Raw genomic sequence first — 17,164 nt, 5'->3', positions numbered from 1 at the left:
AGTAATGTTGTTTTATAAAAGGGTGAAGAAAATGGTCACAATTAAAGACATAGCTAAATTGGCAAATGTGTCACATACAACGGTATCCCGGGCATTAAATGACAGCCCGCTTATCAAACCGGGAACAAAAAAGAAAATACTTGAAATAGCCTCTCAATTGAACTATTCGCCTAACTTTAATGCGAAAAGCCTTGTCTTGCAAAAATCCCATACGATTGGACTGTTTTTTACAAGTATAACGAACGGGACCTCCTCCAGTTTTTTTGCAGATACCGTAAAAGGTGTAAACAGTGCAATTAATGAAGATTACAATTTATTTGTAAGAGGGATTGATGATTATCACGACTTTTCATCCATCCATGGAAAAAGGTTTGATGGAATCATTTTAATGAGTCAAAGTGAAGCGGATAATGCCTTTATCTATCATGTACTAAATCAAAAGATTCCAATGGTTGTGCTAAATAGAGAAGTCAATGATAAATCACTGATTAGCATTCTATCCAATGATCGGGAGGGTTCTTGTCAGGCAGTTAGCTACCTAATTAAAAAAGGCCACAGGGATATTGCAATTATTGAAGGGATAAAAGGTTTTAAGTCATCAATGGAACGGAGAGAGGGATATTTAAAGGCCTTAATAGACCATAATATACCAATTCGCAATGAATATATTGTCCAGGGGAATTATGATATGCAAAGCGGCCACAAGGCAATGGAAAAGCTGCTTTCCCTAAATAATCCGCCAACAGCCGTTTTCTGTTCTAATGATGATATGGCCATAGGCGCACTCAATACGGCATTTGCGAAGGGCTTAAATGTACCAAATGATATTTCAGTCATTGGCTTCGATGATATAGCCTCTGCCCGATATACGAACCCGTCCCTAACTACTGTAAAGAGACCGATTGAAAAGATCAGTAAATTAGGCGCTGAAAAGATTTTAAAAGTGGTTGAAAATAAAGAAACCATAGGTGAAAAGATTTTTGTTGAAACAGAATTAATACATAGGAAGTCTGTTTCAACACGGAAGTAGTACAATCCCGTTTATAAGCAAGCAGCCTTGTAAACGGGATTTGCTTAAAATAAAAATGTTAACGTGTGCAAAAATAAAAAAGGGAGGAAGAATAATGCGAAAACTAAACAAGGACTTAGTTCAAGGTTATCAAAAATATCCGGAAAAGGTTTTACAATTTGGAGAAGGCAATTTTTTAAGAGCTTTTGTGGAGTGGCAAATTGATGTCATGAACAAAAAGGCCGGCTTTAATGGAAGTGTGGTTATCGTACAGCCGCGTGGAAGTGAAAAGGTTGAAGAGTTAAATGAGCAGGATGGGCTATACACTCTTTATTTACAGGGAATGAAAGAAGGAAAAGCAGTTAAGGAGCATTCCGTGATCAATAGTATAAGCAGAGGAATCAATCTCTTTACCCAATATGATCAATTTACTGAGCTTGCATCCAATCCGGATCTCCGCTTTATTTTTTCAAATACTACAGAAGCAGGGATTGCCTACGACGAAACCGACAGATTAGAGGACAGACCGCAAAAAAGCTATCCGGGAAAATTAACTGCATTCTTATACTATAGATTCCTTGCGTTTAATGGAGATAAAGAAAAAGGGTTTATTATTATCCCTTGTGAGCTGATTGATCGAAACGGAGAAAAATTAAAAGAAATTGTTCTTCAGTATGCTGCTCTCTGGAAGCTTGGCGAGGAATTTACGCAGTGGATTCTTGAAGCAAATACTTTTTGTTGTAGTCTTGTGGACCGGATCGTCCCTGGATTTCCAAAGGATACCATTGGGGAGATAACAGAAGAGCTTGGTTACCTGGATGACATGGTAGTAGTTGGTGAGCAATTTCATTTATGGGTTATTGAGGGACCGCAATGGATTAGAGAGGAGTTTCCAGCACAAATGGCGGGGTTAAACACTCTGTTTGTGGATGATATGACTCCCTACAGAACGAGAAAAGTGCGAATTCTAAATGGTGCCCACACTGCAATGACTCATGTTTCCTATCTGTACGGGTTAAATACAGTGGCAGAGGCAATCGAACATCAAATTATTGGGAATTTTGTCAAAGAACTAATATTCGAAGAGATAATTCCAACATTGGAACTACCAGTAGATGAATTGAATTCATTCGCGGATGCCGTTCTAGAAAGATTTATGAATCCCTTTATCCAGCATTTTTTATTAAGTATTTCTCTAAACTCCATGTCCAAGTTTAAAACAAGAGATTTACCTTCTTTATTGGAATATTTTAATCGTAAAAAGGAATTGCCTGGAAAACTAGTATTTTCACTTGCTGCTCTTATTTCTTTTTATAAAGGGAAAAGAGGAGAAGAAGAAATTAAGCTGGCGGATGATCAGGAAGTTCTTGATTTGTTTAGCCGGCAATGGAAAAAGTTTGATGGAACAATTGAAGGAGCAAAATCGATTGTTACGGCAGTATTGGGGTATACGAAAAACTGGGGAATGGACTTAAATGCCGTGCCGGGTTTAACAGATACAGTTACTAGTTATCTTTATGAAATTGAGACAAAGGGAATGGAACAAGCAGTCAATTTTGTTCTAAATAAAACAACAGCAAAGTAAGGGGGAGAAGGTTTCATGATTGAGATTTTGAAAATAAATGAACAGGACAATGTAGTTGTGGCATTAAAGGATTTGCCAAAGGGGCAGCCAATCCTGGTAGATGGGAATAAGATTGTGTTGAAGGAAGATCTGAAACGCGGTCACAAGGTAGCTGTAGTACCGATTTTAGCCAACGAAAATTTTATAAAATACGGTTATCCAATCGGACATGCAACTAAAGATATTAGTACCGGTGAACATATTCATACACATAACACGAAAACAAACCTGGAAGGGATTCAAGATTATCAATTTAAACAAAAGGTTGCTGAAAACCCATTTAAAAATGAAAACTTATCCTTTAACGGGTACAAGCGAAAAAATGGCCTGGTTGGGATTCGAAACGAGCTTTGGATCGTTGCAACAGTAGGATGTGTGAATGGAGTAGCTGAAAAAATTATTAAACAGTTTTCAAATGAAGTAGGCAATATTACTCCATTCGAAAATATCCTTGTATTAAAGCATAACTATGGATGTTCTCAATTAGGGGACGACCATAACAACACGAAAAGTATCTTGCGGGATGCCGTTCTTCACCCTAACGCAGGTGGGGTCCTTGTTCTAGGGCTTGGATGTGAAAATAATAATCTATATGAATTTAAAGAAAGCCTTGGAGAATTTGATGAAGACCTGGTCAAGTTCCTCGTCTCCCAAGAAGTTTCTAACGAATTTGAGGAAGGCGTCAGACTATTAAAGGAAATCTATGAAAATGCCAAAAATGTTAAAAGAGAAGCTGTTCCATTGTCCGAATTGAAAATAGGCTTAAAATGCGGCGGGTCTGATGGCTTATCAGGAATTACAGCAAATCCGTTACTTGGAAAACTTTCTGATTTTCTCGTGGCCCAAGGCGGAACCACTGTTTTAACAGAGGTTCCCGAAATGTTTGGTGCTGAAACCATTCTCATGGAACGCTCGGCAGACGAAGAAGTATTTTCTAAAACGGTTGAATTGATTAATGATTTTAAACAATATTTCATTGCAAACAATCAGCCTGTCTATGAAAACCCCTCACCCGGTAACAAAGAAGGCGGCATTACGACCTTGGAGGATAAATCTTTAGGATGTACACAAAAAGCGGGAACATCCACTGTAGTTGACGTACTTAAATACGGGGAAACCTTAAAGAAAAAAGGGTTAAACCTTTTAAGTGCTCCAGGGAATGATCTTGTCGCTTCATCTGCATTAGCGGCTTCGGGCTGTCAAATAGTCCTATTTACAACTGGACGGGGAACACCGTTTGGAACGTTTGTTCCGACGATGAAGGTTTCAACAAATACACCGCTTTTTGAATCAAAGCCCCATTGGATTGACTATAATGCGGGAACATTGATTGAGCAATCGGCAGATGTTGTATTCAGAGATTTTATTGACTATATCATTAAGGTTGCCAGCGGTGAACTTGTTAATAATGAAAAAAATGATTTTAGAGAGATTGCTATTTTCAAAACAGGGGTAACTTTGTAAATAAGCGGTGACCATTAAGGAGGTAACGTACATTGGAAAAAAGCTTACTTTCATTATTAGAAAAAGAAAGAATTATCGCAATCATTCGGGGAATTCCAAAGGGCAGCGGGGAACAAACAGCAAAAGCATTAGCAGCAGGGGGGATTTCTTTTTTAGAAATCACGCTTAATACAAATGGCGCTCTAAATATGATCAATGAATTGAAAGGAAAATTTGGTGATCAGCTGCGGATTGGAGCAGGTACCGTTTTAAATCTTAAGATGGCTAAGGAGGCAATAGAATCAGGTGCTGAATATATTATTTCTCCAAACCTCGATGAAGAAGTTTTAGCCTACGGTCTAGAGCGGGGTGTGGAGGTATGGCCTGGAACGATGACTCCCTCAGAGATTGTACGGGCTTATAATCTCGGGGCAACTGCGGTAAAGGTTTTTCCAATTGGATCCCTTGGTATGAACTATATTAAGGATATACGGGCACCGCTTAATCACATACCTATGGTTGTAACGGGCGGAGTGAATCAGGACAATATCAAGGAAGTACTGGGATATGGAGCGATTGCAGCAGGTCTGGGGGGGAATCTTGTTAACAATAGCCTCATTCAAAAAGGAGAGTTTGAACAAATCACCAATCTTGCAAAGGCGTATACCAAACTTGTCAATGAGGTGGAGGCATATGCAACAAAATAAAGGAACAGATGTTGTTACAATTGGTGAAAGCATGGTTCTTTTTCAGCCTGTGAGCGATAAGTCCATTAAGTATGAACCGCTTTTTATAAAATCGTTAGCCGGTGCTGAATCGAATGTGGCGATTGGGTTAACGCGGCTCGGCAAAAAGGTTAGGTGGATTAGTAGAGTAGGAAAAGATCCTTTTGGTGATTTTATCCTGTCAACACTTGCCGGTGAAGGAGTGGATATATCCAATGCCATTCGCGATGATCAAGCATCCACGGCTGTATATTTTAAAGAATGTAAAGGATTTGGAGATCCAACGGTTTATTATTACCGAAAAAACTCAGCAGCAAGCAAATTCAATCCCTCGGATGTACGCGCTGAATGGCTGGAAGGGGCAAGGCATCTGCATGTAACGGGGATTACTCCCGCCTTGGGTGAACATACCGCTTCAATGATTCGGAAAACAATGGAACTGGCAAGAGAAATGGGTCTAACCATCTCCTTTGATCCCAATTTGCGCAGGAAGCTCTGGAGTGAGGAGGAAGCAAGAGAGGTATTGCTTTCCCTCATCCCATTATGTGATGTTTTTCTCCCGGGTGTGGAGGAAGCGGAGTTTCTTATCGGAAAACAGTCCATAGGAAGCTATGGGGAAAAATTCCTTGAAATGGGGGCGAAAGTCGTTGCCTTAAAACTCGGTTCTGAAGGCTCAATTGGTTTTATTAATGGGAATACAATAAAAGCCTCGCCCTATGCCGTTTCACATGTCATCGATACAGTCGGCGCAGGGGATGCTTTTGCAGCAGGATTCATCTCTGTTTTTCTTGAACATGAAACGATCACTCCCTCCTCCTTGGAAAAGGCCTTAACTCGAGCCAATATTTTAGGGGCATTGGCTACTCAATTTAAAGGGGATTGGGAAGGAATCCCCACTTTAGAGGAGTTAAACATCATTACCCAAGGTAAAGATGTAGTTATGAGATAAAGAGAATCAAGCAATTTATTAATGTAGTAAAAGCCGATTATTCAGGGAATAGTCGGCTTTTTTCCATATCTTTAGGTTAAATTTGCAACCCTTTTTAAACAGGATTTTCTCAAATTATATAGAATAAACTTGATGCCGAAAATTGGTCGTTTTTACCAACCGATGAGGAAAATAATGTAGTCTTGCTTTTTGCAAGGAATATTGACGATTTATCCAATGAATTTCGAACATTTTTGTTTTTTATTTTGTTGTGGTTAATGGTGTATTTAATCCACTATTGATTATTAAATCTTTTTCTTTATGACGTTGGTGTACATAACGGTTTTGGATACCTTTACGCCTTATAATGCAAAAGCAGCCGTCGTTCAAACCGTAATCTTTGGATTTACTTTATAATGGGGATGCTCACCTTTTATAGGATTTTAGCCAAAGAAAATGTTGCAAGTGATCATAGCCCTGCCCGAAGGTGGATGGTACCGCTCTTTATAATGATTACCTTATGTGTCTTGGTGGGGATTACTGCCCCAAAGGCAGCGCCAATTTGGCCTGACCCTTTACCGTATTTCAAGGCTGCAAACAGCAAAAGTAGTGTAACCGGAAAGGGTTGGCTATGGGACGAACGATTCAGCACTGGGTGGACCATTTATCGGGGATGACAATCCGGTTTTTACGACTGAAGCGGAACAAAAGAATTATTGGAAGGTTGAAACAAAGGATCTCTATACGGGAAAAGGGTGGGTTACTTCCGGTGCAACGACGATCCCATTTAGGGAGGGGGATCTTATTCCGGTATCGCCTATCCCGGAAACTGTTGAAACCAAAAAGGAAACAGCGCGAGTCGTAATCTATGCCCATAACCAATCCAACCATATAATGTATCCAGCGGGAATTCAAAAAATTGTGAATGTAAGTCCGATTAATATGAAGGGAAATTTTTTTGAACTTGATAAACCCAACGAAAAAATTCTCTTCTTTGATAGCAGGCATTATCCTGTTAATCCTAATATGTATGTATTTGAGTTTGAAATTCCAATGTATAAGGCAGCTGATTTAATAAAAACAACAGCGGTGGATTACTCTAGGGTTAGTCCTGAATTTATCAAAAATATACGCAACTATAAACACGAGCAAAACTGACCTCTTAAAGAATCTTTATCGAATTACCAATAATAATGCACATTCATGGGTCGAGGTCTTTTTTCCAAATCAAGGCTGGGTACCGTTTGAGCCGACAAAAGGCTTTTCTAATGACATCATTATCCATAACGATACAGCAGGACAGGCACCGACTACTAATCAACAAACAACACCGGCTCCTGTGAAAAAGCCGCAGAAGAATCTCGAGGATGACATTCACGCATCGAAGGCTCCAAAAAAAAACCGCCAGTAATCAATCCGTATGGAAGAAAACCACAATGGTTATGAGAAAATATTGGAAACAGGGGGTCTTGATAGTCTGTATTATTGGCGGAATCGTTGGGATTCTCTTTCGGATTCGCGGAAAATGGTTTCCCTATTATTTACTTCTTAAATTCCGATTAAAAAGAAAGGATGAAAATATTGCACTTGCTTACCTTGTTTTATTACACCAATTGAATCGTTACGGTTTAAAGCGGAAAGAAAATCAAACCCTTCGAAATTTTGCCGTCTATATCGATACGTTTTTTTCGACGCGAGAAATGACGCGGTTGACCGCGAAATATGAGCGATATTTGTATCGTCAAGAGCTTCCGCCGGGAAGCTGGTAGGAAGCAAGAGAATTGTGGGAAAATTTAATTAAAAAGACAATCGCTTGACCGCAAAAACATCCTATTGTTACAATATGTTTTAAACTAAATAGGGTACGTTACCTTCATATATCCTCGAAAATAAGGTTCGAGAGTCTCTACCGGGTCGCCGTAAATGGCCTGACTATGAAGGCAGAAATTTCTATATTTTTTTTTAGAGAAAACTAGAATTCTGCCTTCCTGATTTTGTGGAGCGCGGAATGCTAGTTTTCTTTTTATTTTCCCTTAATTTTTTTTGGATTGTAGTAAAAACTAGAAATAACAGGGTTATAATTTAAAAAAGAGGTGGCCGTTTTGACTGAAAAGCAAGATATGATTGTTGTTTTAGATTTTGGAAGCCAATATAATCAGCTGATTACACGCCGTATTCGTGAGTTTGGTGTATACAGTGAGCTTCATCCGCATACGATTACAGCAGAGGAAATTAAAAAGATGAATCCAAAAGGAATTATCTTTTCAGGCGGACCAAACAGCGTCTATGATGAAAATTCTTTCCGCTGTGATGAAAATATTTTTGAAATGGGTCTGCCAATCCTTGGAATCTGCTACGGTATGCAATTAATGACCGTTCATTTTGATGGGAAAGTTGAAAAAGCGAAGCAGCGTGAGTATGGAAAAGCAGTTATGACGATTCAGAATCAATCAGCGATATTTAACGGTCTGCCCGATGAGCAGGTTGTTTGGATGAGCCATGGTGATTTGGTTGTCGAAGCACCGGCAGGTTTTACAGTTGATGGTACAAACCCAACGTGCCCGATTTCTGCCATGAGTAATAAGGAACGCAAGCTTTACGCTGTTCAATTTCATCCGGAGGTTCGCCATTCTGTTCATGGAAATGACCTTCTTAAGAATTTTGTGTTTAATGTATGTGATTGCAGTGGCGATTGGTCAATGGAAAACTTTATTGAAATGGAAATCGCCAAAATTCGTGAACTGGTTGGAACGAAAAAAGTTCTTTGCGCACTAAGCGGCGGCGTGGACTCATCAGTTGTGGCCGTGCTCATTCATAAGGCGATTGGTGATCAATTAACCTGTATCTTTGTTGATCACGGTCTCCTGCGTAAAAATGAAGCGGAAAGCGTCATGAAGACCTTTGCTGAAGGTTTTCACATGAATGTCATTAAGGTCGATGCAAAAGATCGGTTCTTATCCAAACTCGAAGGCGTATCCGATCCGGAGAAAAAACGGAAAATTATCGGTAACGAATTTATTTACGTCTTTGATGACGAAGCAACAAAGCTTGAAGGGATTGAGTTCTTAGCTCAAGGTACTCTTTATACGGATATTATTGAAAGTGGAACGGCTACGGCTCAGACGATTAAATCGCACCACAATGTGGGCGGATTGCCTGAGGATATGCAATTTAAACTGATTGAACCTTTGAATACTTTGTTTAAGGATGAAGTTCGCGCACTTGGAACAGAACTGGGAATCCCGGATGAAATTGTTTGGAGGCAGCCGTTCCCTGGACCAGGTCTTGGAATTCGGGTTTTAGGGGCCATTTCTGAAGATAAGCTTGAAATTGTTCGTGAATCTGATTGGATTTTACGTGAGGAAATCAAAAAGGCAGGTCTCGAACGGGAAATTTGGCAATATTTTACGGTTTTGCCTGATATCCGCAGTGTCGGGGTAATGGGAGATGCAAGAACCTACGATTACACGATTGGGATCCGCGCTGTTACTTCCATCGATGGGATGACGTCAGACTGGGCACGAATCCCTTGGGATGTGCTTGAGGTGATTTCTACGAGAATTGTCAACGAAGTGGCACATGTAAATCGGGTGGTTTATGACATTACTAGTAAGCCGCCGGCAACAATTGAGTGGGAATAAGAGTGCTTTGATTAAAGACGAATAAAAGAGAAATAAAATATAAAAACGTTCGTGTTTTGTGTTGACGAAATGATAGGTCATTGGTATGATAAAAGGGAATTAAATTCTTGTCGATTTACGTCGTATATTCTTGGGGATAGGGCCCAAAAGTTTCTACCGAGCCACCGTAAAAGGCTTGACTACGAGGTAAGTGCTAAAACGATAGGGTACCCTTTTCCCCTATTATTTACACATGCCTTAGTCAAACGCTCCGGTGGATACCGGAGCGTTTTTTGGTAATTATAATTAGAAAAAAGGTTTTAGGGGGAAGCGGAATTGAAAAACTATTTTCGGTTTGACGAACTTGGTACAAATTATCGTCAGGAATTCATGGGTGGTTTAACAACGTTCTTGGCTATGGCATATATTCTGGTGGTTAATCCACTTACATTGACACTGGCAAGTGTTAAAGGACTTCCGGATGCAATGAGAATGGATTACGGTTCAGTTTTTGTGGCAACCGCGATTGCATCTGCTGTTGGATCAATTGTCATGGGTCTTCTTGGGAAGTATCCGCTAGCTTTAGCACCTGGGATGGGGTTAAATGCATTCTTTGCCTATACGGTTGTTTTAGGAAGTAAAATCCCATGGCAGCATGCACTTGGTGCCGTGTTAATTTCCGGAATATTCTTTTTCCTTTTAACCCTTACAGGGCTTCGGGAAAAAATTATCAATGCGATTCCAGTTGATTTAAAACATGCTGTTGGTGCCGGGATTGGCTTGTTTATTACCTTCATTGGCTTGCAGGAATCAGGAATCATTGTTAAAAATGATGCTACACTCGTCGGTTTAGGTGATTTATCAAAAGGTCCAACATTGCTGGCAATTTTTGGAATTGTTATAACTGTTATTATGATGACAAGAGGAATTAAAGGTTCAGTATTTTACGGAATGATTGTTACAGCGATTGTCGGGATGATTTTCCGCTTGATTGCTGTTCCGCATCAAGTAGTCAGTGCGGTTCCAAGCGTAAAACCTACTTTTGGTGCAGTATTTTCATCCTTTAGTGACAGCTCTTTCTGGTCAACTGGAATGATCGGTATTATCTTGACATTCTTATTCGTAGACTTCTTTGATAATGCTGGTACACTTGTAGCAGTTGCCAACCAAGCAGGTTTAATGAAAGATAACAAACTTCCTAACGCAGGAAGAGCTTTACTTTCTGACTCGATTGCAACAATTGTAGGTGCCGTTCTTGGTACATCTACTACGACTTCTTATATCGAGTCATCTGCAGGCGTTGCTTCCGGGGCAAGAACAGGTTTTGCGTCATTAGTTACAGCCGGATTGTTTATCCTGTCATTATTCTTCTTTCCCTTATTATCTGTTATTACATCGCCTGTTACCGCGCCGGCACTAATTATTGTTGGAGTATTGATGGTTTCTTCATTAGGAAAAATTGACTGGCACCGTTTTGAAATTGCTGTACCGGCCTTCTTAACGATGATTGCGATGCCGTTATCCTATAGTATTGCAACGGGTATTGCAATTGGCTTCATTTTCTATCCGATTACGATGATTGTTAAAGGACGTATTAAAGAAGTTAACCCAATTATGTATTTCTTCTTCGTCATCTTCCTTATTTATTTTATCTTAAAATAGGTTGTGAAAAGAACCGCAGCGCAGGCGGTTCTTTTTTTGTCAAAAAATTGCCATAATTTTTGGATAAAGTCGTATTTTGTCGTTGACTTCCTGTTTTGTCTTTTATAACATGAGTATACTAAGGGAAAGTATGGCGAAATGGGGAAAGAAGGGTATGGCAAATTTACTGATTGATAAAGTGTTAAATAATAATGTCTTAATCGCTGAGCACCCTTCCTATGAAGAAGTCGTATTAATAGGCAAAGGCATAGGATTTAACCGGAAACGCGGTGACTATATAGATACAGATTCTGTTGAAAAGCTTTTTGTCTTAAAAAATGAAAAGGAACAAGAAAATTATATTAAGTTGCTTCCTTTCATTGAAAATGACTTACATGAAGTGATTATTTCATCTATAGATTTAATTAAGCAAAGAACAAATTCAACCTTAAATGAGCATATACACGTCGCTTTAACGGACCATTTAATGTTTGCGATTACAAGAGCATCTCAAGGGATGGAAATGAAGAACCCGTTTTTAGTGGAAACAAAAGCTCTTTATAGGCGTGAATACGAAATTGCAGCAGAAATTGTTCAGCTAATTAGAGAAAAAACCGGAATTGCCCTTCCGGTTGGAGAGATTGGCTTTATTGCCCTTCATATTCATAGTGCAATTACCAATAAAAATCTTTCTGATGTTAACCAGCATTCACAACTTGTAAGCAGGTTGGTTGAAATGGTGGAAGAACAGCTGGAAATTGAAATTGATCGCGAAGGCATTGATTATATGAGGCTGGTTCGTCATCTACGCTTCGCGATTGAAAGAGTGATTAAAGAGGAAAAAGTAGAAGAGCCGGAAAAAATAACTTCCCTCTTGAAAGAAGAATATCCTGTATGTTATAATCTTTCATGGAAGCTCATTAAAGTGATGCAACAAACTTTAAAAATGAAAGTATTCGATGCAGAAGCTGTTTATTTAACAATGCATCTGCAGCGGATTCAGAAGAAAATTAAATAGCTATTATTTTTTACGTGTTACTGATTCGATCAGGCATGAGTGAAAAGTGGTAATTGAAATGAAGTTTAAGGGGTATTCTATACCTGTATCTTCATTCAGTTTAACTTTTACTCATGCCTTTTTTGTTGTTTTTTATTAAAAATGAAAACGCTTAATGAGCTAATAAAAAAATAGTAGGAGGTACTATTATGTTTAAAAAAGCTTTTGGTGTCTTGCAAAAAGTTGGTAAAGCGTTAATGCTTCCAGTTGCAATCTTACCGGCTGCCGGAATTTTATTAGCAATTGGTAATGCGCTTCAAAACCCGACTTTATTACATCTTGCTCCATTCTTTGATAACCACGGTGTAGCAATGGTAGCGAAAATTATGGAACAAGCAGGCAGTGTCATCTTTGGTAACCTTGCGCTTTTATTTGCAGTTGGGGTAGCCATTGGATTAGCAGGTGGAGACGGTGTTGCCGGACTTGCTGCGATTGTTGGTTTCTTGATTATGAATGCTACAATGGGTACTGCTCTTGGAATTGATGCAGCTGCATTAACAAAGCATCCGCAAAGCTATGCATCTGTTTTAGGGATTCCAACCCTTCAAACCGGTGTTTTCGGTGGTATTATAATAGGTATTCTAGCAGCAACGATGTATAATAAATTCTTCCAAATGGAGTTGCCATCTTACCTTGGATTCTTTGCCGGTAAACGTTTCGTACCGATTGTTACTGCTGCAAGTGCTGTTATCTTAGGTTTAATAATGATTGTTATTTGGCCTCCAATCCAAGCTGGTTTAAATTCATTCTCTACAAACATGGTAAATGCAAACTTAACACTATCGGCATTTATCTTTGGGGTCATTGAACGGTCATTAATTCCTTTTGGATTGCATCATATCTTCTATGCACCGTTCTGGTTTGAGTTTGGCAGCTATACAAATAAAGCTGGTGTTGTAGTACATGGTGACCAACATATCTTTATGGAACAAATTAAAGACGGTGTAAAAAATCTAACGGCAGGTACATTTACAACTGGTAAATATCCTTTCATGATGTTTGGTCTTCCTGCTGCTGCATTAGCAATTTACCATGAAGCAAAGCCGGAAAAGAAAGCATTTGTCGGCGGTCTCATGTTCTCAGCCGGTTTAACATCTTTCTTAACAGGTATTACAGAACCAATTGAATTCTCATTCTTGTTCGTTGCACCGGTATTATTCGGTATTCACGCTATTTTTGCCGGTCTATCATTCATGACGATGCACCTTTTAAATGTAAAAATCGGTATGACATTCTCCGGTGGTTTAATTGACTATATTTTATTTGGATTAATTAACCCGCAAACACATGCATGGTTGGTTATCCCGGTTGGTCTTGTATTTGCAGTTATCTACTACTTCGGATTCCGTTTTGCGATTCGCAAGTTTGATCTTAAAACACCCGGACGTGAACTGGAAGAAGTTGAAGATGAAGTACAAACAGGTAATAATAAAGCGGGCGACCTTGCTGCAAACATTTTAGATGCAATGGGCGGAAAGAAAAATATTGCTCATTTGGATGCATGTATTACTCGTTTACGTGTTTCGGTTAATGATATTAAAGATGTTGATAAAAATAGATTGAAAAAGCTCGGAGCTGCTGGTGTACTTGAAGTTGGTAATAACATTCAAGCTATTTTTGGACCGCGTTCTGAAACGATTAAAGGTCAAATGAAGGATATTATGGATGGTAAAAGACCTAGTGTTGCAGCTGTAAAAGCTCCTGAAAAAGGGGTAGAACAACAAATTGAAGAAGTGAATCCTGAAGCACTTCAAACAGTGCGTAAAGATGAAGTTTTTGTTGCGCCTTTAAAAGGGGAAATCAAGCCGATTACAGAAGTGCCAGATCAGGTGTTTGCAGGAAAAATGATGGGTGACGGCTTTGCGATTGTCCCATCAGAGGGAATGGTTGTTTCACCTGTTGATGGTAAAATCGTAAACCTATTCCCAACGAAACACGCGATTGGAATTCTTTCCGATGGCGGCCGTGAAATTCTTGTCCACGTTGGTATTGATACAGTAAACCTAAAAGGCCAAGGCTTTGAAACGTTGGTTGCTGAAAATGATCGTGTTAAATGTGGTCAGCCATTATTAAAAATGGATTTGAATTACATTAAAGAGCATGCGACATCAACAATTACTCCAGTTGTCTTTACGAACTTAGCTGAAGGTGAAAAAATCGTTCTTGAAAAACAGGGTAATGTAGACTTAAAACAAGAAAAAATTATTAAGATTACCAAATAACATTGAGGAGCCGGCCTAACCATTAGACCGGCTTTTTTTATTATGAAATTTCCTTATTTCCATTTATAATAGTTCGGGGATATGTTCAACAAAGAGGTGTGGTTTGTATTGCGAATTAGAAAATCGGTGATTTGGACCTTCGGCATTCCAATGGGAATTCTGATTTTGATTGTTGGAGCTGTTATCTCTTTTGGCAGTACGGTGCATTCAGGTTTAAAGGGTGACCTTCAGCAAAAACTTGGGGCCTTTATGGATAAAAAGGCAGTTGAAAATCAATTTAATGGCATCGTTCTTGTAGCTAAGGATGGAAAAGTGTTATTTGAAAAAGGATATGGATTTGCAAATAAAGAAGAAGGAATTCCTAATCGAACCGATACGGAATTCCGCATTGCGTCGCTGACGAAATCGTTTACTGCCATATCCATCCTCCAGCTTGAAAAGCAGGGGAAATTAAAAACATCCGATCCGATTTCGAAATACATTGCAAATTTTCCGAACGGTAATAAAATTACTATTCATAATTTGTTGACGCACAGTTCAGGGGTGGCTAACCATTTAAAACTCACTGATACAACTAAATCTATCACGATGTCAGGTTTTATTGATTTGATGAAAAAGCAAAATTTGGAGTTTCCTCCCGGATCAAAATACAAATATTCCAACACCGGCTACATGATTCTTGCTGACATAATCGAAATCGTATCCGGAGAAAGTTATGGGGATTATTATCAAGATCATATTTTCAAACCTGCGGGTATGCGTCATACCTACTTAAGAAAAGCGAATGCTAAGAAATTAGCTGTGGGATATGAAAATATGAGGAAAATCACAGAGCGGGATGATGAAAGCCAGCTCGCCGGTTACGGGGATATTATTTCAACAACCGGTGATTTGCTTCAATACAATAATGCTATTCATAACGGTAAGCTTTTATCATCTTCACAAGTAGAAAAAATGGAGACAGGCTATATTGATAGCGCGAGCTTGGGTATTTTTAAATATGGTTACGGTTGGAATATCGCTAATAATTTTATCAGTTTCGGGAGACAGTTGGTGGAGCATAATGGAAGTTTACCCGGTTACAAATCGGACTTAGCTGATTTTGTTAACGATAGGGTTACTGTTATTATTCTTTCCAACAATCATGGAACATGGAATTCAGGAGCGTTATCCCGGGAGCTTGCATCTGTTTGCCTTGGAGAACGCTATTGGTTTTATCAAAAATACTTTTAATTGAAAAGGGCCTGCTCATATGGAGTAAGCCCTTTTTTATACGTTCGGTTTATTTCCTTTTGCGGACAATATAGCCCCATTTATTGGATGCGATGATAATCAATTGATTCGATTTTATTAATTGTTTTGTTCCTTTTCCCTTTTGAAGTAAAAGTAGAGCTTTATCCTTTTTCAAAAAGCCGTAAATTCCTCCATCCTCCACATGTGAGTCGGTGTATAGCTCTGAAGTTAAAACCATATTTTGTGCCCATTTGGCGGGGCTTGATGGAAGGTGTAAAAATAAGCTGTATCCCTTCAATTCTTTTTTATTGTGTATTTTTTGAATCAAATTCAGCTGTAATTTAGGGGTAGGGTTATTTAAATAAGCTTGAATCTCTCCCTCGTAATGCAAGGATACAAAAAGGATTGAAGCTAATAGGATGACTTTTGTCCCTAATTTTTCAATTAATAGAAGTTTACCTGCAAGGGCTCCGATTATAATCGACAACGGGGGATATACGGGCAAAATATACCATCTTATTTTTGTTTTAGCTAATGAAAAAAGAATCAAAGGAATAATAACCCATAAACAGATCCCTATAGTATAGGAATTTTTTTCAGATATGAATCGTTTAAATGAGAATTCTTTACTAAGATAAACAAGGACTAAGCCGTACAGGATAGTAAGCCAATAATTGAAAAACCTCCATAGTATATCAAAATAGTAGAACGTTCCGCCTAGGTGGCCTTCAATAGTGGTAGACGATCTTTGCAGCAGGTCATAGGCAATCATGTTTTTGAAAAAATCCATTCCGTCATATTGGTATCGAATACCTCCCCATGCAAGAATCGGTAATACCATGCAAATAACTAGTAAAATCCAGTTTACATGATTAAGCCTTTTATGGGTTCCGGTAAAAAGAAGATACAATCCGATAATAATTGCTATGTTGCCTGCGTGCCAGCTCTTTGTTAAAAAGGCAAGAGCAAATCCCAGGCCTGAAGCATATAGCCATTTAAGGTTATGTTCGCAAAGTAATAGCGACAATATGGATGCGGTAAATAAAAAAACAAATAGGGAGTCAGCATCTCCTGTTCTGGCGCTGTGATTAATTAAAAATTGTGTACTTGTAGCCAAAGTCAATGTCGATACGAGTGAGGCTAGCCTTCCATGTTTTATATATACGAAAATAGCTACAAGGATAATTGTTAGCATTGCGGAGACGGCAGAGAAAAATCGCAGTCCGAGTGCGTTGAATCCTGCTATTTTATAACCGGCCATGTTCGCCCAAAAACTTAATGGCGGTTTTAAGTTCCAATAATCAATATCATCCCTGTAGGTGCTAACGATGAAGTTTCCTCTTCTTAACATTTCGTAGGCGCTTACCCCGTGCCTGGCTTCATCCCAACTGGAAATCGGGAAATTTTCTAACCTGTAAAAAATATTATAGAAGGAAATCGTCAGCAATAATAACAACATTAGTGTATAAAAGTAATTTAAATTAAGAGTTAAACGGTGCATAGGAGACTCCTTATTTCAAAAGATTTACATAATATTATCGTTGGTTAAATCCGATAAATCATTTGGCCTTCGATTAATGCAAGCTAATAGGTCTTCTGCTTTAAGGTTTTTTTCTTATTTTGTTATCCCTACCCATTTATTCTGATTCCCTGTGTTGTTGA

Annotated in this window: 13 protein-coding genes and 2 riboswitches; of the genes, 12 read left to right on the top strand and 1 reads right to left on the bottom strand. The window is 38.8% G+C overall.

Annotation, left to right across the window (positions count from 1 at the left end):
• Positions 1 to 31: 31 nt before the first annotated feature.
• The 12 genes from AC3ANV_RS25960 (at position 32) to AC3ANV_RS25905 (ending at position 15,502) form a co-directional block, all read left to right on the top strand.
• Positions 32 to 1,030 (top strand): LacI family DNA-binding transcriptional regulator, encoded by a 999-nt coding sequence (locus AC3ANV_RS25960; protein WP_488311448.1) that lies wholly within the window; start codon positions 32 to 34, stop codon positions 1,028 to 1,030.
• A 94-nt stretch (positions 1,031 to 1,124) separates the two neighbouring features.
• On the top strand, positions 1,125 to 2,594 hold the full coding sequence (locus AC3ANV_RS25955) for a tagaturonate reductase (RefSeq protein WP_488311447.1): 1,470 nt from the start codon (positions 1,125 to 1,127) through the stop codon (positions 2,592 to 2,594).
• A 15-nt stretch (positions 2,595 to 2,609) separates the two neighbouring features.
• The gene (locus AC3ANV_RS25950) at positions 2,610 to 4,097 is read left to right on the top strand and encodes a UxaA family hydrolase (protein WP_488311446.1); all 1,488 of its coding nucleotides are present in this window, start codon (positions 2,610 to 2,612) and stop codon (positions 4,095 to 4,097) included.
• A gap of 32 nt (positions 4,098 to 4,129) precedes the next feature.
• Positions 4,130 to 4,783: a bifunctional 4-hydroxy-2-oxoglutarate aldolase/2-dehydro-3-deoxy-phosphogluconate aldolase gene (locus AC3ANV_RS25945; protein ID WP_488311445.1), complete on the top strand. Its 654-nt coding sequence runs from the start codon at positions 4,130 to 4,132 to the stop codon at positions 4,781 to 4,783.
• On the top strand, positions 4,770 to 5,750 hold the full coding sequence (locus AC3ANV_RS25940; RefSeq protein ID WP_488311444.1) for a sugar kinase: 981 nt from the start codon (positions 4,770 to 4,772) through the stop codon (positions 5,748 to 5,750). Before AC3ANV_RS25945 ends, AC3ANV_RS25940 begins: the two co-directional genes overlap by 14 nt.
• Positions 5,751 to 6,822: 1,072 nt before the next feature.
• A complete protein-coding gene (locus tag AC3ANV_RS25935; protein WP_488314341.1) occupies positions 6,823 to 7,140 on the top strand; it encodes a transglutaminase domain-containing protein in 318 nt (105 codons plus the stop codon).
• A gap of 25 nt (positions 7,141 to 7,165) precedes the next feature.
• Positions 7,166 to 7,498, top strand: a complete 333-nt coding sequence (locus AC3ANV_RS25930) for a hypothetical protein (RefSeq protein ID WP_488311443.1) — start codon at positions 7,166 to 7,168, stop codon at positions 7,496 to 7,498.
• Positions 7,499 to 7,582: 84 nt separating this feature from the next.
• A riboswitch (purine riboswitch) is annotated at positions 7,583 to 7,684 on the top strand.
• A gap of 165 nt (positions 7,685 to 7,849) precedes the next feature.
• Positions 7,850 to 9,370, top strand: coding sequence for a glutamine-hydrolyzing GMP synthase (guaA, locus tag AC3ANV_RS25925; protein ID WP_488314340.1), 1,521 nt, complete (start codon positions 7,850 to 7,852; stop codon positions 9,368 to 9,370).
• 100 nt (positions 9,371 to 9,470) lie between these two features.
• A riboswitch (purine riboswitch) is annotated at positions 9,471 to 9,572 on the top strand.
• A 113-nt stretch (positions 9,573 to 9,685) separates the two neighbouring features.
• On the top strand, positions 9,686 to 11,011 hold the full coding sequence (locus tag AC3ANV_RS25920; protein WP_488311442.1) for an NCS2 family permease: 1,326 nt from the start codon (positions 9,686 to 9,688) through the stop codon (positions 11,009 to 11,011).
• Positions 11,012 to 11,165: 154 nt separating this feature from the next.
• Entirely contained in the window at positions 11,166 to 12,008 is an 843-nt protein-coding gene (gene glcT, locus AC3ANV_RS25915) for a glucose PTS transporter transcription antiterminator GlcT (protein ID WP_488311441.1), read from the top strand.
• Positions 12,009 to 12,196: 188 nt separating this feature from the next.
• Positions 12,197 to 14,269: a glucose-specific PTS transporter subunit IIBC gene (gene ptsG / locus AC3ANV_RS25910; protein WP_488311440.1), complete on the top strand. Its 2,073-nt coding sequence runs from the start codon at positions 12,197 to 12,199 to the stop codon at positions 14,267 to 14,269.
• Positions 14,270 to 14,377: 108 nt separating this feature from the next.
• Positions 14,378 to 15,502 carry a serine hydrolase domain-containing protein gene (locus AC3ANV_RS25905; RefSeq protein WP_488311439.1) on the top strand — a complete coding sequence of 375 codons (1,125 nt, stop codon included), beginning with the start codon at positions 14,378 to 14,380 and terminating at the stop codon, positions 15,500 to 15,502.
• A gap of 49 nt (positions 15,503 to 15,551) precedes the next feature.
• On the opposite strand, the gene AC3ANV_RS25900 is transcribed toward AC3ANV_RS25905, so the two are convergent.
• Positions 15,552 to 17,003, bottom strand: coding sequence for an ArnT family glycosyltransferase (locus tag AC3ANV_RS25900; RefSeq protein WP_488311438.1), 1,452 nt, complete (start codon positions 17,001 to 17,003; stop codon positions 15,552 to 15,554).
• Positions 17,004 to 17,164: the final 161 nt, after the last annotated feature.

The organism is Neobacillus sp. DFD-2R, from assembly GCF_057747865.1.
Note: the sequence above shows the minus strand (reverse complement) of the source record. Positions and strands in the feature narration are given on the sequence as shown.

Coding starts and splice junctions, on each gene's coding strand:
- AC3ANV_RS25930 (WP_488311443.1), top strand. CDS start 7,166: ATGGTTATGAGAAAATATTGGAAACAGGGGGTCTTGATAGTCTGTATT.
- guaA (WP_488314340.1), top strand. CDS start 7,850: ATGATTGTTGTTTTAGATTTTGGAAGCCAATATAATCAGCTGATTACA.
- AC3ANV_RS25900 (WP_488311438.1), bottom strand. CDS start 17,003: ATGCACCGTTTAACTCTTAATTTAAATTACTTTTATACACTAATGTTG.
- AC3ANV_RS25950 (WP_488311446.1), top strand. CDS start 2,610: ATGATTGAGATTTTGAAAATAAATGAACAGGACAATGTAGTTGTGGCA.
- glcT (WP_488311441.1), top strand. CDS start 11,166: ATGGCAAATTTACTGATTGATAAAGTGTTAAATAATAATGTCTTAATC.
- AC3ANV_RS25960 (WP_488311448.1), top strand. CDS start 32: ATGGTCACAATTAAAGACATAGCTAAATTGGCAAATGTGTCACATACA.
- ptsG (WP_488311440.1), top strand. CDS start 12,197: ATGTTTAAAAAAGCTTTTGGTGTCTTGCAAAAAGTTGGTAAAGCGTTA.
- AC3ANV_RS25940 (WP_488311444.1), top strand. CDS start 4,770: ATGCAACAAAATAAAGGAACAGATGTTGTTACAATTGGTGAAAGCATG.
- AC3ANV_RS25955 (WP_488311447.1), top strand. CDS start 1,125: ATGCGAAAACTAAACAAGGACTTAGTTCAAGGTTATCAAAAATATCCG.